General features: G+C 44.5%; 25 protein-coding genes, 3 tRNA genes and 1 rRNA gene. 26 read left to right on the top strand and 3 right to left on the bottom strand.

Features of this window, described 5'->3' with window-relative positions:
- The first annotated feature begins 111 nt into the window (after positions 1-111).
- Genes pxpB through ERX40_RS10310 form a run of 6 tightly spaced genes read left to right on the top strand, consistent with a single transcriptional unit; the run spans position 112 to position 5535 of the window.
- Positions 112-807 carry a 5-oxoprolinase subunit PxpB gene (gene pxpB / locus ERX40_RS10335; protein WP_165980753.1) on the top strand — a complete coding sequence of 232 codons (696 nt, stop codon included), beginning with the start codon at positions 112-114 and terminating at the stop codon, positions 805-807.
- A complete protein-coding gene (locus ERX40_RS10330; protein WP_133418422.1) occupies positions 804-1757 on the top strand; it encodes a 5-oxoprolinase subunit C family protein in 954 nt (317 codons plus the stop codon). Before pxpB ends, ERX40_RS10330 begins: the two co-directional genes overlap by 4 nt.
- Before the next feature lie 2 nt (positions 1758-1759).
- Positions 1760-2179, top strand: a complete 420-nt coding sequence (locus tag ERX40_RS10325) for an acetyl-CoA carboxylase biotin carboxyl carrier protein (protein WP_133418421.1) — start codon at positions 1760-1762, stop codon at positions 2177-2179.
- A gap of 10 nt (positions 2180-2189) precedes the next feature.
- Positions 2190-3539, top strand: coding sequence for an acetyl-CoA carboxylase biotin carboxylase subunit (gene accC / locus ERX40_RS10320; RefSeq protein ID WP_133418420.1), 1350 nt, complete (start codon positions 2190-2192; stop codon positions 3537-3539).
- Between the two features lie 3 nt (positions 3540-3542).
- A complete protein-coding gene (locus tag ERX40_RS10315; RefSeq protein ID WP_133418419.1) occupies positions 3543-4295 on the top strand; it encodes a LamB/YcsF family protein in 753 nt (250 codons plus the stop codon).
- A gap of 16 nt (positions 4296-4311) precedes the next feature.
- A complete protein-coding gene (locus tag ERX40_RS10310; protein WP_133418418.1) occupies positions 4312-5535 on the top strand; it encodes an NRAMP family divalent metal transporter in 1224 nt (407 codons plus the stop codon).
- A gap of 48 nt (positions 5536-5583) precedes the next feature.
- Here the strand turns inward: ERX40_RS10310 and ERX40_RS10305 are convergent, their stop codons facing one another.
- Both ERX40_RS10305 and cls read right to left on the bottom strand, forming a co-directional pair.
- Entirely contained in the window at positions 5584-6204 is a 621-nt protein-coding gene (locus ERX40_RS10305; protein WP_133418417.1) for an HD domain-containing protein, read from the bottom strand.
- A 157-nt stretch (positions 6205-6361) separates the two neighbouring features.
- A complete protein-coding gene (cls, locus tag ERX40_RS10300) occupies positions 6362-7837 on the bottom strand; it encodes a cardiolipin synthase (RefSeq protein WP_424960729.1) in 1476 nt (491 codons plus the stop codon).
- Positions 7838-8013: 176 nt separating this feature from the next.
- Here cls and ERX40_RS11495 point away from each other — a divergent pair, with 176 nt between their 5' ends.
- A complete protein-coding gene (locus tag ERX40_RS11495) occupies positions 8014-8148 on the top strand; it encodes an Lmo0850 family protein (protein ID WP_243713051.1) in 135 nt (44 codons plus the stop codon).
- A gap of 20 nt (positions 8149-8168) precedes the next feature.
- On the opposite strand, the gene ERX40_RS10295 is transcribed toward ERX40_RS11495, so the two are convergent.
- On the bottom strand, positions 8169-9317 hold the full coding sequence (locus tag ERX40_RS10295; RefSeq protein ID WP_133418416.1) for an FtsW/RodA/SpoVE family cell cycle protein: 1149 nt from the start codon (positions 9315-9317) through the stop codon (positions 8169-8171).
- 143 nt (positions 9318-9460) lie between these two features.
- On the opposite strand from ERX40_RS10295, the gene ERX40_RS10290 reads away from it, so the two are divergent.
- The 19 genes from ERX40_RS10290 to ERX40_RS10200 all read left to right on the top strand — a co-directional run.
- Positions 9461-10531, top strand: a complete 1071-nt coding sequence (locus ERX40_RS10290; RefSeq protein ID WP_133418415.1) for a D-alanine--D-alanine ligase — start codon at positions 9461-9463, stop codon at positions 10529-10531.
- Positions 10532-10536: 5 nt separating this feature from the next.
- Positions 10537-11874 (top strand): UDP-N-acetylmuramoyl-tripeptide--D-alanyl-D-alanine ligase, encoded by a 1338-nt coding sequence (locus ERX40_RS10285; protein ID WP_133418414.1) that lies wholly within the window; start codon positions 10537-10539, stop codon positions 11872-11874.
- Positions 11875-12040: 166 nt separating this feature from the next.
- Positions 12041-13525, top strand: a complete 1485-nt coding sequence (gene cshA, locus ERX40_RS10280) for a degradosome RNA helicase CshA (RefSeq protein WP_133418413.1) — start codon at positions 12041-12043, stop codon at positions 13523-13525.
- A 102-nt stretch (positions 13526-13627) separates the two neighbouring features.
- Positions 13628-14104, top strand: a complete 477-nt coding sequence (locus ERX40_RS10275; protein WP_165980752.1) for a PH domain-containing protein — start codon at positions 13628-13630, stop codon at positions 14102-14104.
- Positions 14097-15578, top strand: coding sequence for a PH domain-containing protein (locus ERX40_RS10270; protein ID WP_165980751.1), 1482 nt, complete (start codon positions 14097-14099; stop codon positions 15576-15578). The genes ERX40_RS10275 and ERX40_RS10270 overlap by 8 nt, the downstream gene beginning before the upstream one ends.
- Positions 15565-16038 (top strand): PH domain-containing protein, encoded by a 474-nt coding sequence (locus ERX40_RS10265; protein WP_165980750.1) that lies wholly within the window; start codon positions 15565-15567, stop codon positions 16036-16038. The genes ERX40_RS10270 and ERX40_RS10265 overlap by 14 nt, the downstream gene beginning before the upstream one ends.
- Positions 16035-16391, top strand: a complete 357-nt coding sequence (gene acpS, locus ERX40_RS10260; RefSeq protein WP_133418409.1) for a holo-ACP synthase — start codon at positions 16035-16037, stop codon at positions 16389-16391. The genes ERX40_RS10265 and acpS overlap by 4 nt, the downstream gene beginning before the upstream one ends.
- Positions 16391-17524, top strand: a complete 1134-nt coding sequence (alr, locus tag ERX40_RS10255; protein WP_133418408.1) for an alanine racemase — start codon at positions 16391-16393, stop codon at positions 17522-17524. The genes acpS and alr overlap by 1 nt, the downstream gene beginning before the upstream one ends.
- 59 nt (positions 17525-17583) lie before the next feature.
- Positions 17584-17727, top strand: coding sequence for an antitoxin MazE (locus ERX40_RS10250; protein ID WP_133418407.1), 144 nt, complete (start codon positions 17584-17586; stop codon positions 17725-17727).
- Complete coding sequence (locus ERX40_RS10245; protein ID WP_133418406.1) at positions 17728-18069, top strand: type II toxin-antitoxin system PemK/MazF family toxin; 342 nt, start codon at positions 17728-17730, stop codon at positions 18067-18069.
- Positions 18070-18149: 80 nt separating this feature from the next.
- On the top strand, positions 18150-19148 hold the full coding sequence (locus tag ERX40_RS10240) for a SpoIIE family protein phosphatase (protein WP_424960730.1): 999 nt from the start codon (positions 18150-18152) through the stop codon (positions 19146-19148).
- A 90-nt stretch (positions 19149-19238) separates the two neighbouring features.
- On the top strand, positions 19239-19562 hold the full coding sequence (locus ERX40_RS10235) for an anti-sigma factor antagonist (RefSeq protein WP_133418404.1): 324 nt from the start codon (positions 19239-19241) through the stop codon (positions 19560-19562).
- A 1-nt stretch (position 19563) separates the two neighbouring features.
- Complete coding sequence (rsbW, locus tag ERX40_RS10230; RefSeq protein ID WP_133418403.1) at positions 19564-20037, top strand: anti-sigma B factor RsbW; 474 nt, start codon at positions 19564-19566, stop codon at positions 20035-20037.
- Positions 20012-20788, top strand: coding sequence for an RNA polymerase sigma factor SigB (sigB, locus tag ERX40_RS10225; RefSeq protein WP_133418402.1), 777 nt, complete (start codon positions 20012-20014; stop codon positions 20786-20788). The genes rsbW and sigB overlap by 26 nt, the downstream gene beginning before the upstream one ends.
- A gap of 61 nt (positions 20789-20849) precedes the next feature.
- On the top strand, positions 20850-22994 hold the full coding sequence (locus tag ERX40_RS10220) for a Tex family protein (protein ID WP_133418401.1): 2145 nt from the start codon (positions 20850-20852) through the stop codon (positions 22992-22994).
- Between the two features lie 388 nt (positions 22995-23382).
- A tRNA-Glu gene (locus ERX40_RS10215) sits at positions 23383-23454 on the top strand.
- Between the two features lie 106 nt (positions 23455-23560).
- Positions 23561-23644: transfer RNA gene (locus ERX40_RS10210), tRNA-Leu, on the top strand.
- A gap of 24 nt (positions 23645-23668) precedes the next feature.
- Positions 23669-23742 (top strand) — tRNA-Gly (locus ERX40_RS10205).
- 145 nt (positions 23743-23887) lie between these two features.
- Positions 23888-23971: ribosomal RNA gene (locus ERX40_RS10200) — 16S ribosomal RNA — on the top strand; the annotation flags it as partial.

Below are 23971 nucleotides of genomic sequence, written 5' to 3'. Positions count from 1 at the left end.
GCAGCGATTTTTTTTGTCTTTCTTTAGCGGTTTAGAGCGTTATAAAAAAATATACCGAATTTACAGAATAATATGTTAAAATTCATATGTATAGTGAAAGGGGTTTCAATCATGAAAATTAGATATATCAGTGAAAATGCACTGGTCTGTAATTTCGATTCAGTTATAGACAGTCATATCAATCGACGCGTATTATCGTTGAAACATGAAATAGAAGCACTGAATATTCACGGAGTAGAAGAAATGGTGACGTCATATAGTACGCTGGTTATTTATTTTAATGATGACATCACACATGATACGCTTGCTGCACAGATTAAACAGCTTAAGCTTGAGCAGCCTGAGGGGAAGCAGGCAAAAGTGTTCACGATTCCCGTCTGTTACGAAGACGGTCTTGATTTAGAAGAACTTGCAGCCTATTGTAAGGTCTCACCTGCGGAAGTGATTGAGCGTCATACTTCCCGGCAGTACTTGATCTATATGCTTGGCTTTATGCCGGGATTCCCATTCCTCGGTGGTCTTGATCCGGCAATCGCTAAACCACGCAAAGAAACACCGCGTAAAGAGATACCGGCAGGCTCTGTCGGGATTGCAAATGAACAGACCGGTATGTACCCGATCAGTTCACCAGGAGGCTGGAATATTATCGGTAGAACACCTGTGAAGCTGTTTGACACGGAACGAACACCTTCAGTTTATTATGAGGCAGGCGATTATATTCAGTTCAGAGCAATCAGCAAGGAAGAATATACGGCAATTGAACAGAATCAGAATTATCGAATTGAAGTGAAGGAGATTGAATCATGAGTCTGAAAATAATACAGCCGGGACTTTTTACAACGCTGCAGGATGCAGGACGAAATGGTGTGCAGCACATAGGACTCAGTCCTAGCGGTGCAATGGATTATTTTAACTTCATGGTTGGTAATCAACTGCTTGAAAATGAAGAGTTTGTCAGTCTTGAGATGACGATGCAGGGTGGGATATTTGAATTCGGTCGCGGGAACTCTTTTATTATCACTGGCGCAGATATGCAGGCGACATTGAATGACAGACCGGTAGAGGTCAACACCCTTTATCATGCGAAGATGAATGATCAGCTTAAGTTCGGTGCTGCCGTGAATGGCATGCGTACTTACCTGACTGTCAGAAACGGCTTGGATATCGAGAAGGTCTATGACAGCTATGCGACACATACGAAAATCGGGCTCGGTGGTATTGACGGCCGTGCTCTTAAAGCAGGCGATGAACTGGTCTTCCGTAATCCGGAGAAGGTAGCTGAGAAGACAATCTACACACCGGCATTTGATGACAATAAGATCAGATTCATCCCTGGACAGCAGTTCGAGCGTTTCGAGAAGTTTAAAATGAAGTCATACGTTATCTCAAATATGTCAGACCGCATGGGTGTCCGTCTGGAAGGTGACGTGATCAAAGCGGACGATTATGATATCATTTCAGAACCTGTACAGCTCGGTTCCATACAGGTATCAGCGACAGGACAGCCGATTGTGCTGCTGAATGACCGTCAGACAGTAGGCGGTTACGCTAAGATCGGTACCGTGTACTTCTATGATCTGGTGAAGCTGGTTCAGAAGAAACCGGGTGAGACGATTCATCTTGTACCTGGCACACTTGAAGAAGCCGTGGCCGAGAAAAAGAAGATGCTGAAATATATCGAGGATATCAATGTCCTGGCCTATAAGGGACGTTCTTCAGGCAGAAAAATACAACAATTAATTAAAAGGGTGAAATAAAAATGAATACAGAAAATTTAAATACACTCATTCAGCTTATGAATGATAACCAGCTAAAAGTCATCTCTTATAAAGACAAAGAAACAGAATATCATATCGAAAAAGCAGTACCTGAAATGTCGGCCTTACCTGCTGCGCACATGCAGATACCTGCTCAACCTCACAGTCCGGAACCTTCCGGCTATACACAGAAATCACAGTTGGTCGGTACGTTCTATAACACAGAAAAAGAAGACGATGACACACCTCTTGTTGAAGTCGGTCAGAAAGTTGAAAAAGGAGACCATATCGGTATTATCGAAGCAATGAAAGTGATGAATGATATTCAGGCCGAAGTTTCAGGCGTCGTTGAAGAAATTCTTGTGGAAAGTGGTACAGCGGTCAGCTATGATGAGCCGCTGATTAAAATTAAAGAAGCATAGGAGTGTCACAATGAAAAAGGTATTGATTGCTAACAGAGGAGAAATTGCAATTCGCATTATCAGAACATGTAAAAAGCTCGGTATTCAGACTGTAGCGGTTTACTCCTCATCTGATAAAGATTCCCTGCATGTGGCACTTGCGGATGAATCCTATTGTATCGGGCCTGCTCAGGCACAGAAAAGTTATCTCAATATGAATCAGATTATCTCAGCTGCTATCGTTTCAAATGCGGATGCAATCCACCCGGGCTACGGTTTCCTGGCTGAGAACTCGAAGTTCGCAAAGTTGTGTGCTGAACACGATATCATCTTCATCGGCCCGACACCTGAGACCATTGATAAGATGGGAGACAAGGCAGAGGCGCGTAAGACAATGATTGCAGCAGGGGTTCCGGTTATTCCGGGTTCAAAAGATGTCATCCCGACAGGTCAAGAAGCGGTCGAGATGGCGAAGACAGTCGGTGTACCGCTCGTTGTTAAAGCAGTAGCAGGTGGTGGCGGTAAAGGGATGCGAATCGTCAATGATATAGCAGATGTCGAGAAACTATACCATTCAGCAAAGAATGAAGCGCTGAAAGCATTCGGAGATGACCGTGTCTATATCGAGAAGTTTATCAAGGCAGCACGTCATATCGAAGTGCAGATTCTGGGTGACGGAAAAGGGGATGCCATCCATCTGTATGACCGGGATTGTTCCATCCAGCGTAACAACCAGAAACTGATTGAAGAAGCACCAGCTGTCATCGTACCGTCGGAAATCAGAGAGAAAATGACGAGTGATGCTGTCAGTGCAGCTAAGAATATCAATTACCGAGGGGCAGGCACGCTTGAATTTCTATATGTCGAAGATACGAAGGAATATTATTTCCTGGAAATGAATACGCGTGTGCAGGTGGAACATACAGTGACAGAACAGGTGACAGGTGTCGATATCATTGAAGCCCAGCTGGATATCGCCCTGGATAATCACTTCCCATTTAAACAGGAAGATATCCAGATTCATGGTTTTGCGCTGGAATGCCGGATCAACGCAGAGAATCCTTCACATAACTTCAGACCTTCACCCGGTAAAGTACAGGGACTCCATCTGCCGGGAGGGCCAGGTGTCAGGATTGATACGTTTCTGTATGAAAACTGCACCGTATCCCCTTATTACGATTCTATGATCGCTAAAATCATCACCTTTGATTTGACGCGAGAACGTACTATTCAGAAGATGCAGACGATTCTGGATGAAACCGTGATTGATGGATTCGCCACTAACCTGGACTTCCAGTATAGAATCATACAGCATCCGAATTATGTATCCAATATACTGGATATCAAATTTCTTGAGAAAAATCATTTCCTGGAGGGCTAGAAAATGAAAATTGATTTGAATGCAGATCTTGGTGAAAGCTTCGGTCACTATGCAATCGGCAATGACGCGGCTATCATTCCACTGATCACGTCTGCCAATGTCGCGTGCGGGATGCATGCGGGTGATTACAATGTCATGGATAAAACGATCCAGCTCTGTAAGGAGCAGAACATCGGCATCGGTGCTCACCCCGGCTACAATGACCTGATGGGTTTCGGTCGTCGCAAGGTTGATATGTCTTATGATGAGGTGGAAGCGCTGGTGACTTACCAGGTGGGCGCTATGCAGGCCTTCTGTCAGCGACATGGCGTGAAGCTGAATCATGTGAAACCACACGGTGCCCTTTATAATGCGACTTTTAATGACCGTAAGCTAGCTGATAGTATTGTAGCGGCCTTATACAAGCTTGATCCATCACTTAAAGTGATGGGAATCGCTGGAGGGCATCTTGTACAGGCAGCAGAGGATAAAGGGATGACAGGAATCAACGAAGTCTTCGCAGACCGTAACTACGAACCAGACGGAACGCTTGTCAGTCGTAGTGAATCAAATGCCATGATTCATCATGCGGAAGAAGCGACTGCACACATTCTACGCATGATCAATGACCATGTCGTTAAAGCGAAAGACGGGACATTCATCCCGATTCAGGCCGATTCCATCTGTGTGCATGGAGATGGTGCGGAAGCGCTGAAGTTTGTGGCGTCGATTAGAGAAGCGTTACAGAAGCAGCACATAGAACTGGCAGCTATTTAGCCGGAACAAAGGGGATATGAATATGGAAAATACGACAAAAACAAAATTAACAGCAGGTCAGAGACGTCTATTATTTGGAGCCATCTTCCTGATGGCGACATCGGCGATCGGACCTGCTTTCTTGACACAGACAACAGTTTTCACTGAAAAGTTCTTATCGAGCTTTGCATTTGCTATTTTAGTGAGCATTATTATCGATATTGGTGCTCAGCTGAATATCTGGCGCGTTCTTACTGTTACAGGTAAAAGGGGACAGGATGTAGCAAATGAAGTCTTTAGAGGACTCGGAACTTTTATTTCCGTTCTGATCGTTTTGGGAGGACTGGCCTTTAATATCGGTAACGTGGCAGGAGCCGGACTCGGTTTTAATGCACTTCTTGGCCTGGATGTTAAAATAGGTGCAATCATCACCGGCCTTCTTGCCATTCTGATCTTCAGTTCTAAAAGCGGCGCTAAAATCATGGATATCATCACGCAGATTCTTGGTGCGCTGATGCTCGTTGTCGTTGCCTTTGTCATGATCAAAGTGAATCCGCCTTATGCAGAAGCAGCCCAACGTATGGTGATGCCTGAAAATCCGGCGGCACTTGTTATGCCGATTATTACAATCGTCGGTGGTACAGTAGGTGGTTACATCACTTTTGCTGGTGCACACCGTCTGATTGATGATGGTATGGTCGGGATAAAGAATCTGCCGTTCGTTACAAGAGCAGCGAACCTGGGTATTCTGACGACCGGGTTTATGCGTCTCTTCTTATTCCTGGCGGTACTCGGAGTGGTCGCGACAGGCGTGAAATTAGATCCGACAAATCCGCCAGCTTCAGCATTTCAGTTCGCGCTCGGTGATATCGGCCCTAAAATTTTTGGCCTTGTCTTACTGGCAGCCGCGCTGACGTCTGTTATAGGTGCTGCGTATACGAGTGCTTCATTCCTGACAGGATTTCATCCATTCTTTTCTAAACATAACAATATTGTAATCATCTGTTTCATCGTTTTTTCGACCATTGTTTTTGTATTGATCGGTAAGCCGGTTAAACTGCTTATCTTAGCTGGTGCCTTCAACGGTCTGATTTTACCGATTACACTGTCCGCAATCCTGATTGCATCACGCAAGAAGGCTATCGTAGGTGATTATAAACATCCGACCTGGATGCTTGTTTTCGGTATACTGGCAGTTCTTGTCACATTAGGTGCAGGTATGCTGTCCATCCAGAGTTTAATTGAATTATGGAGTCAATAATTTTAAAATGCCCTTTCCCGCATATGATAAGCGGAGAAGGGCATTTCATTATTCTGACCATTCTTTCTTAAACTGTTCAATAAACGTAGCCATGAACTGATGACGTTCCTCAGCGAACTGCCGTCCGGTTTCAGTGTTCATCAGATCTTTAAGTTTAAATAGTTTTTCATAGAAATGATTGATGGCATGTGTTTTCTCACGGTAGTTAGCGACGGCAAGGTCACGCGGTGGAATCTGCGAATCGTACATGATATCACCGAATTTACCTGCATACATAAATGTCCGTGCGATACCGATTGCTCCGATTGCGTCCAGGCGGTCAGCATCCTGCACGACTTTCCCTTCAAGTGATTCCAGCTTGCCGGCATTTTCGCCGCCCTTAAAACTCATATATTTCAAAATATGCTTAATCGCATCCCGCTTATCTTCTTCAAGCCCGACTTTATCAAAGAAATTTTCAAGCTTGGACCAGGCCGTTACTTCATCGGTCAGTTTGTCATCGACTGTATCATGCAGGAGTGCCGCCATTTCGACGACTAGAAGATCTGCCCCTTCTGTGCGCCCGATCTTAAGTGCCATTCTTCTGACACGCTCGATATGAGAATAGTCATGGCCGGATGAATCCCCCTGGTGGAATGTTTTCACGTATTGTTCTGTCTCTTTTATCATTTTAATGCTCCTTTTCGACCGTTTTTGGGTACAGCATAATAAAAAGTATGGAGAGGTGAAAATGATGTATAAGCTCACAAGAAAGCAGAAAGTCTTGAGTTACGGCACGCTTGCGGCTCATACTTTATTGCTGCTGAATATTGTTCTGCTGCCACTGTTAAAGAATCGGCGCAATTAGACGAGCGAAGGCTTCTTTAACTTTAATCCACAGTGCACGCTGTTCGTAAAGTTCCAGCGTCATTTCGCTTGATAGTTTCACATCTTCTTCAAATGCGTGTCTGAGCTCAGTTGCCACAGAATAATCATAGATGAAGGCATTGACTTCAAAATTCAGTTCGAAGCTGCGGACATCCATATTGGCTGTGCCGACACTTGCTACCTCGTCATCTATTACAAGCATCTTTGTATGAATGAATCCTTCTTCGTACAGAAATACTTTTGCGCCTACTTTCAGCAGCTCACTGGCAAAGGTTGTTGTCCCCCAGTAGACGAAGGGATGGTCTGGCTTATTAGGAATCATCAGATAGACCTTTACACCGGACAGTGCTGCTATCTTGAGCGCATCAAGAAAGGCTGCGTCTGGTATGAAGTAAGGGCTCTGGATGTAGATGGAGTCCTTTGCGCTTGAAATCAGCTTGATATAACCATATTTAATCTGATGCAGATCTTCATCCGGCCCGCTTGAGGCAATCTGTATACCGATATCACCACCGCTCCTGACATCTGGGAAGTATTTCGGTTCATAGGGAATATAATTACGGGTCGCCTGAGAATTCCAGTCAAGAATGAAGCGGAGCTGCAGGGCATTGACTGCATCACCTTCAATGCGGAGATGAGTGTCACGCCAGTAGCCGAACTTATCATCAAGTCCCAGATATTCATCTCCGACATTAAATCCGCCGATGTAGCCGATAGCGCCGTCAATCACTACGATCTTACGATGATTCCGGTTGTTGAGTCTGAAGTTGATAAGCGGCAGGAAGGACGGGAAGAAGGCCTCTACTTGACCACCCAGTGATCTGAATTGCTTGAACTTAGATAGAGTCAGTGTCCTGGAACCCATATCATCATAGAGCATACGAACTTCAACGCCTTCTCTTAGCTTAACTTCAAGCGCATCGATAATTCGCTGGCCGATACCATCACGCTTGAAGATATAATACTGGATATGGATATGTTCTTTCGCCGCCAGAATGTCTGAGATCAGATTTTCAAACTTCTCATTTCCATCTGTCAGCACTTTGACATGATTATCCGTTGTGAGAAAGGCAGGTTGATTGATCAGCAGCATACGAATGAGGTCTTTATGCTTCATCACTTCTTCTGAGGGGGAAATCAGCAGATTGTGGTCAAGTGCATAGATCTGTTCATTGATGATCGTCTCAAGATCCCGCTTATCATCTTCATTCAGGTAGAATAGATTCTCTCGGTTGATCTGTTTCCCGAAGAGTAAGTAGACAAAAAAACCAATCAGCGGCAGAAAGAAGAGAACTAATAACCAGGCCCATGTTGAACTGGCTGTCCGCCGCTCGAGAAAGATAATGATAAAGGACAGGAAAATATTGACGATAAAACCCAGAAAAATCAAGAGGCCGTATATATCTGAAAATCCGTGTGAAAGTATGTTGATCAAGCAGCGTCCTCCTTATTACCTTGAATAATTTCATTATACTACAGGATACAGGATTAGACCTTTACTTCTTAGTCATAATGTTTTCAAAAAATTAACATAAATAAGGCTTTAGTCCTATGGTCAAACGACTGTCTTTCAGTTAGAATGAAGATATCCAATTGACAGGAGAGAACTTTATGACGAATAAGCAGGATAAAATAAAAAATGTAGTAACGCTTTTATCGACTCTCGGCGTCAACATTACACGGACTAAATCAAGACTGGATGTTATACGGACATTACCGCACGTTGCGTCAGCTAAATTAAAATAAAATCCTCTGATTCCATAGAATCAGAGGATTTTTGCTTTGTGATAGAAGATGCTGAGTGCGATACCTATACCGCTCATGGTTGCCCATAGGGAGCTGCCGCCGTAACTGATAAGAGGAAGCGGAATGCCTGTGATCGGTACGAGTTGAATTGTCATGCCTACATTCTGAAAGACATGAAACATCAGCATGCTGATAAGTCCGGCCAGGAAAAGTGAACTGAAAGGATGATCTGCATACTGAGCTAACCGTATAAGGTGAAGAAACAAAGCCAGAAAGAGAATAAGCACAAGAACGGATCCGATAAAACCGAATTCCTCGCCGATTACGGAATAGATGAAGTCCGTATGATTTTCCGGTATATAGACTTCTCCATTCTTGAAGCCTTTACCGAACAGGCCGCCGGAGCCAATGGCCTTTAACGATTCAATCAAGTGGAAGCCGTCTCCTTCGCTATATGCGCCGGGATTCAGCCAGGAGTTGATTCGGCCAAGCTGATAGGCCTGAATACCTAGGATTTTCTCTATCCATGCGGGCTTATAAATAATAGCGAGTATGAGCGTACCGCCGACTGCCGCAATAGTGAACAGAAAGGGCGCGAGGAGCTTCCAGGTGATACCGGAGACGATGACCATACCAAGAATAATAGCTAGCAGCACAAGGGTAGTACCCAGATCGTTCTGCAGTAAAATCAGAATCATCGGTAAGAGCGCAACACCTGTCATTTTCAGGATCAGTTTGAAATCTGTCTGCACGGTCTTGTTGAAAGTGAAGCGGTTATGCCGGTAAATGACATTAGCCAGTGTCAACATCAGTATGATCTTCATAAACTCTGAAGGCTGAAGACTGATAGGTCCGATTCTATACCAGCTCTTTGCACCATTAATGATAGGTGTAAAGGTGGATTCTGGAAGAACGTAGAGAACGATCAGTGCAAGGTTACCGGTCAGATAAATAGGCCAGACAAGTTGACGCAGTCTTTTAGGTGATAAGAACATCAGGGAAAGTGCGATAATGAAACCAAGAGTATAGTATAGAATCTGTCGTTCAGCGAAATGGGTGACATACTGCTGACCGGTCATCGCTGAGGTGATGACAGTGATACTGACAGCAGCAAAAGCGATGAGCAGCACCAGCAGCCACCAGTCAATTTTTTCAAGCCATTGTTTCATATTGAATAAGCACTTCTCCTTACTGCGGATTAATAATATCCATTATAACTTAAGTTGGAAAAAGAATGAAATATTCATTAGTAAATTGTTCTATCCTTTCAAATCGTGATAAGATAGCACTATCAATCCTATGGAGGCATACTATGGCTAAAGAAAATATCTGTATTATATATGGTGGTAAAAGTGCCGAGCATGACATCTCAATCTTAACTGCCCAGTCGGTTATCAATGCGATGGATAAAGAGAAATATGCAGTGGACACAATTTATATTACAAACGAAGGTGAATGGATCAAAGGCCCTGCCATCTCTGACAGAATTGAAGATGCAGAGACACTGAGACTGACCTCAGATGAGTCAGCATCCTTAACGGAAATGTTAGGGAAATCTACAAGCGGCAGCACATATGATGCACTCTTTCCGCTGCTGCACGGCCCGAATGGTGAAGACGGCACGATTCAAGGTCTGTTTGAAGTGCTTGACCTGCCATATGTAGGGAACGGGGTCCTCGCCGCTTCAAGTTCAATGGATAAGCTTGTAATGAAGCAGCTGTTCGCGAACAGAGGATTGCCTCAACTTCCTTATGTCAGCTTCTTAAGAAGTGAATTTGAGAAATACCGTGCCAATATTCTGGAACTGGTCGATAACAAACTTGACTATCCGGTCTTCGTCAAACCTGCGAACCTCGGGTCGTCTGTCGGTATCTCTAAATGCAGTAACCGCGAAGAACTGATTGCGGGCATCGAGGAAGCACTCCAGTTTGACCGTAAGCTCGTTGTGGAACAAGGCGTTGTGGCACGTGAAATAGAAGTAGCCGTTCTTGGTAACGACCTTCCTGAGACGACTTTACCGGGTGAAGTCGTAAAAGACGTTGCGTTCTATGACTATAAAGCGAAATATAAAGACGGTAAAGTGCAGCTCGCGATACCAGCAGATATTTCTGAGGAAACCGCTGAAACACTCCGCAATATGGCAGTGGAGGCATTTAAAGCAACAGATTGTTCAGGACTTGTCCGTGCTGACTTCTTCGTCACAGAAGACGAAACAATCTATATCAATGAAACGAATGCGATGCCTGGGTTCACGAAGTTCAGTATGTATCCGCTTCTCTGGGAGAACATGGGCGTTTCCTACAGCGAACTGATCACGCGTCTGATCACTCTTGCTAAAGAGCGTTATGCCGATAAAAAGAAAATCAAATATAAAATGGACTGATAACGATGATGATAAGAACTGCCGAGCAACTTGCCGAGATGAGTGGCGGGACAATCGATGCGCGTTATGCCGATATCAAGGTTGAAGGCGTTGCCATCGATTCCCGCAATATAGAAGGACCGGTCCTTTTTGTGCCTTTCAAAGGCGAACATACGGATGGCCACCGCTACGTTGAGCAGGCTATCGCACAGGGTGCTGCCATCAGCTTCTGGCAGCAAGACGTACCGGATGCGCCGGACCTGCCGCTGATCAAAGTGGATGACTGTCTGACTGCGCTGCAGAAGATGAGCAAAGCCTATCTGAAACAGGTGAATCCGACTGTCATCGGTATTACCGGTTCAAACGGTAAAACGACAACGAAGGATATGGTGGCGAGTGTACTGTCACCAAAGTTTAAAGTGAAAAAGACGATCGGCAACTATAACAATGAAATCGGACTGCCACTGACCCTCTGTCAGCTGAACGAAGATACAGAGGTATCGATCCTGGAGATGGGGATGTCGGGACTCAGAGAGATTGCGCTGTTATCTGAGATTGCTGAACCCGATATCGCAGCCATCACTAATATCGGTGAAAGTCATATGCGAGACCTCGGTTCACGTGAAGGTATCGCAAAAGCCAAGTTTGAAATTACAGAAGGTCTGAAAGGTCTCTTCATCTACGATGGTGATGAGGAGCTGCTGAAGCCGCTCGCTGCCGGTTATAGCGGTGACAAGCAGTCCCTCGGATTCAATGCGGATAATGACCAGCAGTTACGCGATGTTGAGCAGAGTGATGCGGTCATCCGCTTTAAAGTCGGTGCGAGTAACAGTATGTTTGAACTGCCGCTGCTCGGGCTGCATAACGTACGCAATGCGGGAATCGCCGTCACAATCGGCCGTAAGATGGGTCTATCTGACAGTGAAATCAATCAGCATCTGGCCCGGCTCGAGATGACTGGGATGCGTATGGAGAGACTGGAAGGTCCTGCAGGCAGTCTTTTGATCAATGATGCCTATAATGCCAGTCCGACCAGTATGAAGGCAGCGATAGATACATTATCCACTATGACAGGTGATAAATATATCGTTCTGAGCGATGTGCTGGAACTTGGGCCTGACGAAGAGATGTATCATCGTGAAGTCGGTCGTTACTTCGAAGGTAAGGATATGACCTTAATCGCAACAGGCGAAGCAGGAAGGTTCATTTTTGACGAAGCCCGGCATTTCGTACCGGCACATTATTTCAGCAGCAAGGAAGAAGTGACTGATTATCTGCGCTCCAGACTGACATCTGAGACGAAAATCCTCTTTAAAGCAAGTCGGGGGATGAAGCTTGAGACCATTATAGAAGCGTTGGAATAAAAAGAAAGGGAATGGCCGGCAGAGAGGCTATTCCCTTTCTTTTACTTTCATAATCAGAGAAATGCTTTGCTATTAAGGGATTATGATGGTAGTATAGAGAAGTTAACGCGAGAGCATAGTGAAAATTCACACGTAGAGCAAGCGAACAGAAAAAGGAGAAATAATTTTGCAAAAATTTAGAGACTTAGGTATTAGCGAACCTACAATACAATCGCTAGAAAAGTTAGGTTTTACAGAGCCTACAGCGATCCAGACAGAAAGTATTCCATATACAATGGCTGGCAGAGATGTATTAGGTCAGGCACAGACTGGTACAGGTAAAACAGGCGCGTTCGGTATCCCACTTATTGAAAAAGTGAAAAATAACGAAGGCATCCAAAGTTTGATCCTTGCACCAACTCGTGAACTGGCTGTTCAGGTAGCGGACCAGTTAAAAGCCTTCGGACGTGGCCAAGGCGTTCAGGTTGTGACGGTTTTCGGTGGTATGCCGATTGACCGTCAGATCCGTGAACTTAAAAGAAAACCACAGATCGTTGTCGGTACACCGGGACGTGTCATTGACCATTTAAACCGTCGTACCCTCAAAACAGAACAGATGACAACACTCATCCTTGATGAGGCAGATGAAATGATGAACATGGGCTTTATCGATGATATGCGTTTCATCATGGACAAACTACCTAAAGAAAACCGTCAGACATTGCTTTTCTCGGCGACTATGCCAAAAGCGATTCAGGAACTTGTTCAGAAGTTCATGAAAGAGCCGATCGTCGTTAAAACAATGACGAATGTCGATTCAAATCCAGATATCGATGAGTACTACACAATCGTTAAAGAACTTGAGAAGTTCGATACATTTACGAACTTCCTTGACGTGCACAGCCCGGACCTCGCGATTGTCTTCGGTCGTACAAAACGCCGTGTTGATGAACTGACAAGTGCCCTTATTTCTAAAGGTTACCGTGCAGAAGGACTTCACGGAGATATCACACAGGCGAAACGTCTTGAAGTGCTGAAGAAGTTCAAAAATGATTCCATCGACATCCTTGTTGCGACAGACGTTGCGGCACGTGGACTTGATATCTCAGGCGTATCACATGTCTATAACTTCGATATTCCTCAGGACGTTGAGAGTTATACGCACCGTATCGGTCGTACTGGTCGTGCTGGTAAACATGGTATGGCGATTTCATTCGTCAATCCGATTGAAATGGATTATATCCGTCAGATCGAAAAAGAGAAGAACCGTACAATGAAAGCTCTTCGTCCACCAACACCTGGTGAGGTGATCAAATCACGTGAGAGCGAAGTGAAGAAGAAAGTCGCTGCATGGGTGGCTAAACCTTCTGAAGAACGCATTGAGACGATTGCACAAGGACTTATTGAAGAATACGGTGACGTGAAACTCGTTACCTCATTACTTCAGGAACTGATTCAGTCCAACAATGATGTTGATGTTCAGCTGACATTCGAAAAACCGCTTGGCCGTAAAGGTGGTAAATCATCTTACGGACGTCGCGGCAGCAATGGCGGCGGAGGGAACCGTAACTTCAAGAGTCGCGATTCCAAAGATAACCGTCGCCGTAAACCGGCATCAGCAGGAAAATCCAAAACCTTCAAAGGCCGCACTTTTGCGGATCATAAAAAATAATAGAGATAAGAGTCGTACTTACTTAAAAGTGCGACTCTTTTTTAGCTTTTTCCCTATCATCTCCTCAATTTGGTATAATTTAAAAGAATAAGGAGGTTTATGATGCGCCCGACAAATGAAATGAACAGGCAACCAGAACAAGTAAAAACACTGAAAATGTATCATTATCTGATGGTGACAGGACTTGCCCTGACCTTTGTGCTTATTATCCATTATGCAGTCATTCACTGGTCTTTATATGATAGGTTGATTTATGCGTACAGCCTGCCGGTCCTTCTGCTGCTGTTTGCGCTGATTGCACCGAGAATCAGTTACTACTATACGGCCTATCGACTGAACAGTGTGTCAATCGAGACTTCACATGGACTCTTCTGGCATCATCGTTCTGTTATACCGATGGATAGAGTCCAGCATGTTGCAGTCAGCTCAGGACCGCTGACGAAGCATCTGAATCTGGCGAAAGTCAAAGTCTACACAAGTGGTGAATCCATCGCGCTGCCCTATGTAGCAGCCAGTGAAGCAGATGAAATCGCCCGACTCATTACTGAACGTGTCAAGGAGGTGGCGGCTTATGTCTGAGCACAGAAAATTGCATCCGATCACCTATCTGTCAAAAATCTTTAAAGTTGTGAAGGATAACATACTGACCCTTGTATTTGCACTCTTTCTCGTCATGAAAAACGGGTTTAAATTTGAAGATATCGGTGACCTTATTTTTCCCGGCATTCTTTTACTCTCCGCTGTTATCGGAATTGTCATCGCAGTGGTTGAGGCGGTGACGACAACCTACTGGATAGAAGATGATAAACTTTTCGTCAAAAGCGGCTGGCTATCAGTGACAACGAAAGAACTCTATATAGGGCGGATTCAGTCTATTGAAGCCACACGTAATATCGTCAATCAGGTATTCGGCGGCGTTATCCTGGAAGTGAAGACACCTGGAGAAGGGGTGAAACTCGATACCATCTCCCAGACGTCAGCAGAGGCATTGACTCACTATCTAGAAACCCGTAAACAGAATCTGGCTGAAGGGACGGAGACTGTAGAACATGATCAGCTTAAGCCATCGTTCGAAGTCTATTACCAGCTGAAACTGAAGGATATCATGCTGATGAGTGTGACAAGCGGTGCCATGGGAACGGTGCTCGCAGTTGTCTTCGGGTTATATACACAGATTGATGAAGTTCTGAATATCAGTGAGCGACTTAAGCCGCTGCAGAATCAGGTCGCAGGGAGCTGGCTGTCGATTGCAGTCGCTGTGGTATCGATTCTCGTTATCAGTTATGTCATCGGTATCTTTGTGACAGCACTGAAATATTTTAATTATGAGCTGACCTATGACGGAGAACGTCTGAAGATCAGACATGGATTATTCGAAGTGAAGGAACGCATCATCGTAGTGAAGCAGATTCAGGCAGTTGAAGAAAACAAATCTTTCTTAAGGCAGTGGCTGGGATTTACCAGTTTCAGTGCAATCATCACCAGTGACTCGGCCATAGAATCAGAAGAGGAGAATATTTTCGGTAAGGTTGATATCCTGCCTTTCGTGACCAGGAAAGAAGGTAAGAAAGTCATGACACAGCTAGTGCCGGATTATTACTATAATGAGGTGAATCGTGTCATACCGCTACGATCATTCAGGCGCTATTTTCAATTCTCCTGGCTTTTTATCATTATCGTGACAGGTCTTGTTCAGTACTATCTTTTCGATAAGGCCTGGGTAGCAGGGCTGGTGTTCCTCGCCATTACATTTGTATCAGCCTGGATGCGCTATAAGCATTCCGGCTATATCATCAGGAATAATCAGATCACAGTGAGAGAAACCGGCTTATTCTCGAGCACTATCTACCAGCTGCAGGAGGATAAACTCATCAGCATCCATGTCAAAGACCATTATTTTCTCAAAAAAGCGCAACTGGCAACGGTGGAGCTGCGTGTGTCTGCCGGTTCGATATTCACGACAGCGACCCTGCACTTGATGGACCGGCAGGATGCAGAAGCGATATATGACTGGTTTATGCAGAAGGAGGTCAGACAGTATGAAGAAAGCTGATTTATCAGCTGTTAAAGTATGGCGCATAGCCAATGCAATATGGACTGGGATACTGCTCGTACTATTAATTGCTGTCATCGTGGTCAGAAGCCTGTTTTTCAGTTGGCTTCCTGTAAGTGTTCTCTATGGTTTCGGAGCTCTGATTGTCCTGCAGATCATCTGGTTTATCTGGCTTGAGCCGCTTATTGCTTACAGGACCCATCAATATGAGATAAAATCGACTGAACTGGTGATTCAGTCCGGTATTCTGGTCAAGAAGAAGACGGTTATCCCATTTGTGCGTATTCAGAATGTGGAAACGCAGGTGGGACCTATCATGAAGCGTTTTAACCTTAAAAGTGTGGAAGTAACGACAGCAGGTGGAGGCGTGCAGATTGAACTGATCAGTGTAGCAGAAGCAGATAGGATCAAAAAGCTGGTTGATGAGGCGGTCGTACAGCTGGAGAGGCGGACCCTATGATAGTAGGTATCGGTACTGATGTCATTGAAATAGAGCGTATCAGCAGGCTGCTGTCTGACAAATTCATCCGTCGTATCCTGCACCCGGCTGAAATCGAATGCTATCAGTCGTTCAGTCACGAGGCGCGTAAAATCTCGTTTCTCGCCGGGCGCTTCGCAGTAAAGGAAGCTTATGCAAAAGCATATGGAACGGGTCTCGGCAAACAGTTCCGCTTCAATGAGATATGCTGTTTGAATGATAGCCGGGGCAAGCCTTATATTGAAGATAAGAATTATGATGTACATGTTTCGATTGCACATTCACATACAGTTGCAACGGCATTTGTTGTGCTAGAAGCAAAGGAGAAAGAATAATGAACTACTATCGTCAGAGTGTACTTAATATTAATTTAGATGATTTATATCATAACTACCTTGCTGTAGATGACTTGCATCCTGCCAAGAAGACTATTGCAGTGATCAAGGCGAATGCTTATGGTACAGGTGCCGTCACAGTTGCTCGCCATCTGAGTGAGAACGGTGTGGACTTCTTTGCAGTTGCGACACTGGATGAGGCCCTGGAACTTCGTAGCAATGATATTGAGGGGGACATACTGATTTTAGGCATCGTTGAACCGGAAGATATCAGAGAAGCGGCACAGCAAGATATCGCGGTCACTTTACCTGGTGCCCTGTGGCTGGAGAAGGTACTGCGCGTACTGGGTGATGTACCGCTGAAAGTTCATATCAAAATCGATACGGGCATGAACCGTATCGGGATTCGCAGTGATGACGAATACAGTCATGTGCTGGCGTCTCTTGCACAGCATGATAATCTGCTGTTTGAAGGAGTGTATACGCATTTCAGCTGTGCGGATATGCCTGGGGATTCTGCAGAAACAGCCCATCAGAGATTCATGACAATCGTGAATGCGCACGACAAACCGAAATATATCCATAGCCAGAATACAGCAGCAGCGCTTCGTTATGAGATGAATGCGTGCACGGCGCTCAGACTTGGAATCGGATTGTACGGTTATTACCCATCCGAGTTCATCAGTCATCTGACGGAAGTCGCACTGAAACCCATTATGCAGCTGGTCAGTGAAGTGAATTTCGTCAAAGACATCACGGCCGGCACAACAATCGGTTACGGAGCGAACTATGAGGCCGTGCAGAATGAACGTATTGCGACGCTGCCGATCGGCTATGCCGATGGACTTCTCAGATCAATGTCAGGCTACCATGTCCGTGTTAACGGTAAGGATGCGGAAATTGTCGGCCGAGTCTGTATGGACCAGACGATGATACGCGTTCCCGCAGATGTAAACGTCGGCGATAAAGTCATCATCATCGATAATCAGCCGGGTAATCAACAGTCTATGGAAGTTGCGGAAAGACAGCAGCAGACTATCAGTTATGAAGTACTCTGTAATCTGGGCATGCGTCTCCCTCGTGTCTACCGGACAGAACAGAAATATATGGTAAAGAACACGTTATTAAAATAACAGTAGTTTTTTTAATATGCATTTGATATGATTATGTTGATTTACTTAGGAGGTTTGTCATGAAGAAATTTGAACAGGTGCTGGCTGAGGGCTACGAATCTATGGCTGAACTTAATTTAATTATTTCTTATGAGCAATTTGATCTTGAAAGTGAAGTGTGTGAAAAGAGCGAAATGTATTTTCTGGCTGAAGATGGTGAATAGATGAAACGTGGGGAAGTCTTCCTGGCCGATTTATCTCCCGTCAAAGGTTCTGAGCAAGGTGGTAAGCGTCCTGTTGTCATTATTCAGAATGATGTAGGCAATAAATACAGTCCGACTGTCATTGTCGCGGCTATAACCGCCAAAATCAATAAAGCACGGATTCCGACGCATGTTGAGATTGGTAAGACCAACCATCATCTGGACAAAGATTCAGTGATATTACTGGAACAGATTCGCACGATTGATAAAAACCGGCTGATTGAGAAGCTGACCGTTCTATCGAATGACAAGATGACGGAAGTGAATGCGGCACTGGCAATCAGTCTTGGGTTGACACAATAAATTTAAGGCAGCAGATGTCTAAGACTTTAGGATAACTAAAGTCTTTTTAGTTGGGAAAGGAGGTACATGTAATGAATCATATAGATGAACTGGTGGTTAGTTATGAACAGATCCTTGATCGCTATGTTGCTTCTAGGGATGAACAGGATCTGGATGGTCTGCAGAATCTAAGTTTTGAAGCGATTGAGAATGATATTTCGCCGGAAGAGATTGTTTCCTTACATAAAGATTTGACGCTCGGAAAAGAGTGGACAGCTGAAGAGCTGAAGCTATCGATGGATGTCCTCCTCGAAATGATTATCGGCTTCGGCTTTTCCTACCGGGATTACAAGTCGCTGGTCAGAAAGATGGAGGCACATGATAAAGAGATGGATATCGCAGCAAGTCTGCAGTCCATGATGCTGAAAACAAAGATTCCAAAACTGAACAGCATTGAAATCGGGGCGATCAGTGTACCGGCTCAACGTGTTAATGGTGATTACTTCAACTTGATCGACCATCATGACGGTACGATGAGTTTTGCGGTGGCGGATGTCATCGGTAAAGGGATTCCTGCGGCACTGGCGATGAGTATGATCAAGTTCGGCATGGACTCATACGGCCACTCTCAGCTCCCCAGTGATGGTCTGAAACGTCTGAACCGTGTAGTGGAGAAGAATGTCAACCAGAACATGTTTGTAACGATGTTCTACGGGCTGTACGAAGAAATCAGCAGCAAGTTCTATTACAGTTCAGCAGGACACGAACCCGGCTATATATACCGCGAGGTTTCAGACAGCTTTGAGGAGATGGGCGCACGGGGTATCGTGCTTGGAGTCAATCCGACAACGCGTTACGATCAGGAGGAGCATGATATCAATATCGGCGACATGATTCTTGTCTTCACGGACGGTCTATCTGAAATTCGACGTCTGTCCGGAGAATTTGTACGCACTGAAGAGCTGCTTGAACTGATCAGAGCGTACAAGCATCTTCATCCACAGGATATTGTCCAGGTAGTCTACGAAGAGCTGCTGAAGATTCAGGATCCTAAAAAACGGGATGATCTAACCATTCTACTGATCAAAAGAACAAATTGATGTTTAACTGAGTTTGTAAAGGGTATTATCAATTGAATTTAGACTTATTTAAATTAAGAATAAACTACAGGGTAATTAGGAGTGTATCGGATGAACTTGAGTATTGAAACGATTGAACATGAATCATATTACGAAATAAAAGTAGCCGGTGAACTGGATGTTTATACAGCACCTGAACTGCTGGCAGTCTTACAACCCTTACATCAGCTTGGCACACATGATATCCATATGAATATCACGGATGTCAGCTATATGGATTCAACAGGTCTGGGTTTATTTGTCGGCACACTGAAAGAGCTGAACAAGCATAATCACGAACTTTACGTGCTAGGCGCAAACAGCCGTATCGAGCGCTTATTTGAGATAACGGGATTAAAAGAACTCATGCACGTTAATGCTGAGACGGAGGTCTAATATGACGAACTATGATTATGTCGAAATGCGCTTTCCGGCTTCAGCAGAATATGTAGGTCTTGTCCGTCTGACGTTATCAGGTATCCTGAACAGAGCAGGCGCCTCTTATGATGATATTGAAGATTCAAAGATTGCGGTATCTGAAGCGGTTACCAATGCGATCAAGCATGCGTACAAAGACAAAGTGAAGGGCGATGTCCTTGTGGGCTACGTGATCTTCGAGGAAAAAGTAGAAGTGATCGTTTCTGATTCAGGCCAGAGCTTTGACTATGAAAAGGCAAAATCTGAGCTTGGCCCTTATAAAGAGGATGAAAACGTTGACTTTATTCGCGAAGGAGGCCTCGGACTGTTCCTGATTGAATCGCTGATGGATGAAGTGAACGTGAAAAAAGATGCGGGTGTTACAATCAGCATGACGAAGTATATAGCAGGAGAGCAGGTGCAACCTGATGGCGAGAGAGTCAACATCATTTAATGACGTTTCTCCAGAGCAGATTAATGCCTGGATCAAGCTTTACCAGGAAACAAATGACGAGATGGCACAGACCACACTCGTTGAGCACTACAGGAAGCTGGTGGAGTCTCTAGCTTACCGATACTCTAAAGGACAGAGTCATCACGAGGACCTGGTTCAGGTAGGGATGGTAGGTTTACTCGGTGCTATCAATCGTTTTGACGTTTCTTTTGAACGGAAGTTTGAAGCATTCCTTGTGCCAACTGTCATTGGTGAAATCAAACGCTATCTGAGAGATAAGACCTGGAGTGTTCATGTGCCAAGACGTATCAAGGAGATCGGTCCTAAGATCAAGAAAGCGACCGATGAGCTGACCAACCAGCTTGGACGTTCTCCTCAGATCAAAGAGATAGCGAATTATCTTGAAGTAACGGACGAGGAAGTCCTGGAAGCGATGGAGATGGGCCAGAGCTATAATGCACTTAGTGTCGATCATTCCATCGAAGCGGATAAAGATGGTTCTACAGTAACGCTGCTGGATGTGATGGGTCAGCAGGAAGAGGGCTATGACCTGACTGAAAAACGGATGATACTGACAAAGATACTCCCGATTCTGTCGGAGCGCGAACGTGAAATCATTCAGTGCACCTTTATCGAGGGGCTCAGTCAGAAAGAGACTGGCGAAAAAGTGGGTTTAAGCCAGATGCATGTATCAAGATTGCAGCGTACAGCAATCAAAAAGCTGCGCGATGCAGTGCAGGAAGTTAAATAGACATATGTCATTCTGGCATATGTCTTTTTTATGCTAAAATAAGTGCTCTGGAGGCGATGTAATGGAACAAGCAATCATGGATTTAATTATTGAGAAACTACCTTATAAGCAACAACAGATTAAAGCAGTTCTGAATCTGCTGGAAGAAAAAAACACTGTCCCCTTTATCGCCAGATACCGTAAAGAAGTGACAGGCGGACTTGATGAAGTGGAAATCAAGGCGATTGAAACTGAATACAGCTATATGGCATCACTTCAGAAACGTAAGGAAGACGTCATCAAGGCGATTGAAGGGCAGGGACTTCTCACTGAAGCGCTGCGCCATGATATTCAGAAGCAGACAAAACTGCAGCGAGTAGAAGATTTATATCGTCCGTTCAAGCAGAAAAAGAAAACACGGGCGACAGAGGCGAAACGTAAAGGGCTGGAACCTCTTGCAGCGAGATTACTGCGCTTTGAAGACTTTGATGCTGTGAAAGAGGCAGCACACTTTTTGAATGATGAAGTCAAAACTGTTGAAGCAGCTCTTAACGGTACGCGTGATATTATTGCAGAGAGGATTGCAGATAAACCGGAATATAGAACAGCCATACTCAAAACTGTGCAGGAATACGGCATAGTTTCTGCGGTGATGAAGAAAAATGCAGAAGATGACAAAGGTGTCTTTGAGATGTATTACGATTACAGTGAACGCATCAGCAAAATTGTACCGCACCGTACATTGGCGCTGAATCGAGGTGAGGACCTGGGCGTGCTCAGAATAACTATTGACACCGATATCGACAGATTGCATCGTTATATTAAGAAGCAGTTCGTCAAAAAAACGACAGTGAACGACTCGTTGTTCGATACTGCAATTGCTGATAGTCTGAAGAGACTGATTCTTCCGTCAATCGAAAGAGAGATTCGCAATGAATTGACAACAAAAGCTGAAGCGCAGGCGATAGAGATTTTTGCGGTCAACTTGAAGAATCTTCTGCTTCAGCCCCCTCTTAAAGGGAAAGTGATTTTAGGGATCGACCCTGCTTACCGGACAGGCTGCAAACTGGCGGTGATCAATGAATACGGAACATTTGTAACAAAGTCTGTGATGTATCCGCACCCGCCTGTCAATAAGATAGAGGCAGCAGAGAAAATCTTTGTGGAGATGGTCACTCAGCATGAAGTGGAGCTGATTGCAATAGGCAATGGAACAGCGAGCAGAGAAACTGAAAAATTTGTCGCTGAAATGATAAAAAAATATGAGCTGAACGTCGCATTTATTATTGTGAACGAAGCGGGTGCTTCAGTTTATTCAGCAAGTGATCTCGCGAGACAGGAGTTTCCGGATTTCAAAGTTGAAGAACGAAGTGCGGTTTCTATCGGCCGTCGTGTACAGGATCCGCTCAGTGAGCTTGTGAAGATTGATCCAAAATCAATCGGGGTCGGTCAGTATCAGCATGACGTCAATCAGAAGTCTTTATCTGACTCTTTATCGTTCATTGTAGAGACAGCGGTTAATCAGGTAGGCGTTAATGTCAACACAGCCTCTCTGCCACTTCTCCAGCATGTCTCAGGTCTCTCTGCCACTGTCGCGAGTAATATCATCAAGTATCGTGAAGCTAACGGACCCATTCAGCATCATAAAGAGATTGCTGAAATCCCCCGGCTCGGCGCTAAGACTTTTGAACAGAGTATCGGTTTCTTAAGAATTCTGGATGGTAAAGAGCCGCTGGATCAGACTGCTATTCATCCAGAAAGCTATCAAGCTGCATATGCACTGCTGAAAAAAGTGGACAGTCGTATTGAAGATTTAGGGAGTGACGAGTTAAAAGATAAACTGCAGAAAATAAATAAAGTTGAGATGGCTGAAGCAATCGGTATCGGTGAAATGACGCTGCAGGATATCATTGCAGCATTGATCACACCAGGGCGCGATCCGCGTGATGATTACGAAGTCCCTTTACTCAAGTCAGATGTTCTTTCTCTGGAAGATCTGAAGAAAGGACTGAAGCTATCCGGGACCGTGAGAAATGTAGTCGATTTCGGTGCATTTGTTGATATAGGGGTCAAGCAGGATGGATTAGTTCATATCTCAAAACTGTCAGATAAGTTCGTCAAGCATCCAACTGATATCGTCAGTGTCGGTGATATAGTTGAAGTCTGGGTTGAAACAGTTGATCTTAACAAAGGAAAAGTCGGATTGACCATGAAATCACCTCAATGAATAATAGACAACTCCAAGATTTATTAGAAACAATATCACAAAATGTGTTCTATCGACCGTTCAATCATAGGTTAAAATCGACAGGTGAACAGTGCATGCTGAAAAGCCATAGCATTGAAATCAATCTAAAGCAATTTGAAGTGTTGAGTTAGGAAGCAGTTGTTGCTATAGTGAAGTATGAACTTGGCCACTATCATCTTCATTTAGAAGGTACAGGATACAAACATCAGGATGCAGATTGCAAAAGACAAAGACGTGTAAATTTAAACAAATGTTACTGCGAAAAGCTAGAATTAATCAGTAGTTAAAAAAATTACTGATTAATTCTTTTTTAGTGTTGACATTATCTTTTAAACGTTTTATGATAGTATTCGTTGCTAAAACAACAGGCCCCTTGGTCAAGCGGTTAAGACACCGCCCTTTCACGGCGGTAACACGGGTTCGAATCCCGTAGGGGTCATAACCTTTTAAAAAAGTTGATGAAAAGTATTGACTTTATCATCTGAAGGTTATATAATAAATCTTGTCGCTAAAACAGACGGCAACAATAAGTTATCTGCTAACGAGCGGTCGTGGCGGAATGGCAGACGCGTCAGACTAAGGATCTGGTGGGTGTAATACCCGTGGAGGTTCGACTCCTCTCGACCGCACTTCTTATTAAAACAATTTTATATGCGGGTGTAGTTTAGTGGTAAAACCTCAGCCTTCCAAGCTGATGTTGTCGGTTCGATTCCGATCACCCGCTCCATTAACTATTAAACAAATGAACAATGAACAATGAACATTGAAAACTGAATGACAATATGTCAACGTTAATTCCAATAATTTGAGTGAATCTGATTTACTCAGAAAGAGTGATTGGCTCAACCAATCAGAGAGCTTTATCAAACACTTTTATGGAGAGTTTGATCCTGGCTCAGGATGAACGCTGGCGGCGTGCCTAATACATGCAAGTCGAGCGGACAGACAGGAGTGCT

Source organism: Macrococcus carouselicus (assembly GCF_004359515.1).
Lineage (GTDB): Bacteria > Bacillota > Bacilli > Staphylococcales > Staphylococcaceae > Macrococcus > Macrococcus carouselicus.
Note: the sequence above shows the minus strand (reverse complement) of the source record. Positions and strands in the feature narration are given on the sequence as shown.

Bases quoted from the DNA above. Each gene is read 5' to 3' on its own strand.
- ERX40_RS10290 (WP_133418415.1), top strand. From the start codon at position 9,461: ATGGCTAAAGAAAATATCTGTATTATATATGGTGGTAAAAGTGCCGAG.
- ERX40_RS10325 (WP_133418421.1), top strand. From the start codon at position 1,760: ATGAATACAGAAAATTTAAATACACTCATTCAGCTTATGAATGATAAC.
- ERX40_RS10285 (WP_133418414.1), top strand. From the start codon at position 10,537: ATGATGATAAGAACTGCCGAGCAACTTGCCGAGATGAGTGGCGGGACA.
- ERX40_RS10245 (WP_133418406.1), top strand. From the start codon at position 17,728: ATGAAACGTGGGGAAGTCTTCCTGGCCGATTTATCTCCCGTCAAAGGT.
- ERX40_RS10295 (WP_133418416.1), bottom strand. From the start codon at position 9,317: ATGAAACAATGGCTTGAAAAAATTGACTGGTGGCTGCTGGTGCTGCTC.
- ERX40_RS10220 (WP_133418401.1), top strand. From the start codon at position 20,850: ATGGAACAAGCAATCATGGATTTAATTATTGAGAAACTACCTTATAAG.
- rsbW (WP_133418403.1), top strand. From the start codon at position 19,564: ATGACGAACTATGATTATGTCGAAATGCGCTTTCCGGCTTCAGCAGAA.
- ERX40_RS10275 (WP_165980752.1), top strand. From the start codon at position 13,628: ATGCGCCCGACAAATGAAATGAACAGGCAACCAGAACAAGTAAAAACA.
- ERX40_RS10315 (WP_133418419.1), top strand. From the start codon at position 3,543: ATGAAAATTGATTTGAATGCAGATCTTGGTGAAAGCTTCGGTCACTAT.
- sigB (WP_133418402.1), top strand. From the start codon at position 20,012: ATGGCGAGAGAGTCAACATCATTTAATGACGTTTCTCCAGAGCAGATT.
- ERX40_RS10270 (WP_165980751.1), top strand. From the start codon at position 14,097: ATGTCTGAGCACAGAAAATTGCATCCGATCACCTATCTGTCAAAAATC.
- pxpB (WP_165980753.1), top strand. From the start codon at position 112: ATGAAAATTAGATATATCAGTGAAAATGCACTGGTCTGTAATTTCGAT.
- accC (WP_133418420.1), top strand. From the start codon at position 2,190: ATGAAAAAGGTATTGATTGCTAACAGAGGAGAAATTGCAATTCGCATT.
- acpS (WP_133418409.1), top strand. From the start codon at position 16,035: ATGATAGTAGGTATCGGTACTGATGTCATTGAAATAGAGCGTATCAGC.
- ERX40_RS10265 (WP_165980750.1), top strand. From the start codon at position 15,565: ATGAAGAAAGCTGATTTATCAGCTGTTAAAGTATGGCGCATAGCCAAT.
- ERX40_RS10310 (WP_133418418.1), top strand. From the start codon at position 4,312: ATGAATATGGAAAATACGACAAAAACAAAATTAACAGCAGGTCAGAGA.
- alr (WP_133418408.1), top strand. From the start codon at position 16,391: ATGAACTACTATCGTCAGAGTGTACTTAATATTAATTTAGATGATTTA.
- ERX40_RS10235 (WP_133418404.1), top strand. From the start codon at position 19,239: ATGAACTTGAGTATTGAAACGATTGAACATGAATCATATTACGAAATA.
- ERX40_RS10250 (WP_133418407.1), top strand. From the start codon at position 17,584: ATGAAGAAATTTGAACAGGTGCTGGCTGAGGGCTACGAATCTATGGCT.
- ERX40_RS10305 (WP_133418417.1), bottom strand. From the start codon at position 6,204: ATGATAAAAGAGACAGAACAATACGTGAAAACATTCCACCAGGGGGAT.
- ERX40_RS11495 (WP_243713051.1), top strand. From the start codon at position 8,014: ATGACGAATAAGCAGGATAAAATAAAAAATGTAGTAACGCTTTTATCG.
- ERX40_RS10330 (WP_133418422.1), top strand. From the start codon at position 804: ATGAGTCTGAAAATAATACAGCCGGGACTTTTTACAACGCTGCAGGAT.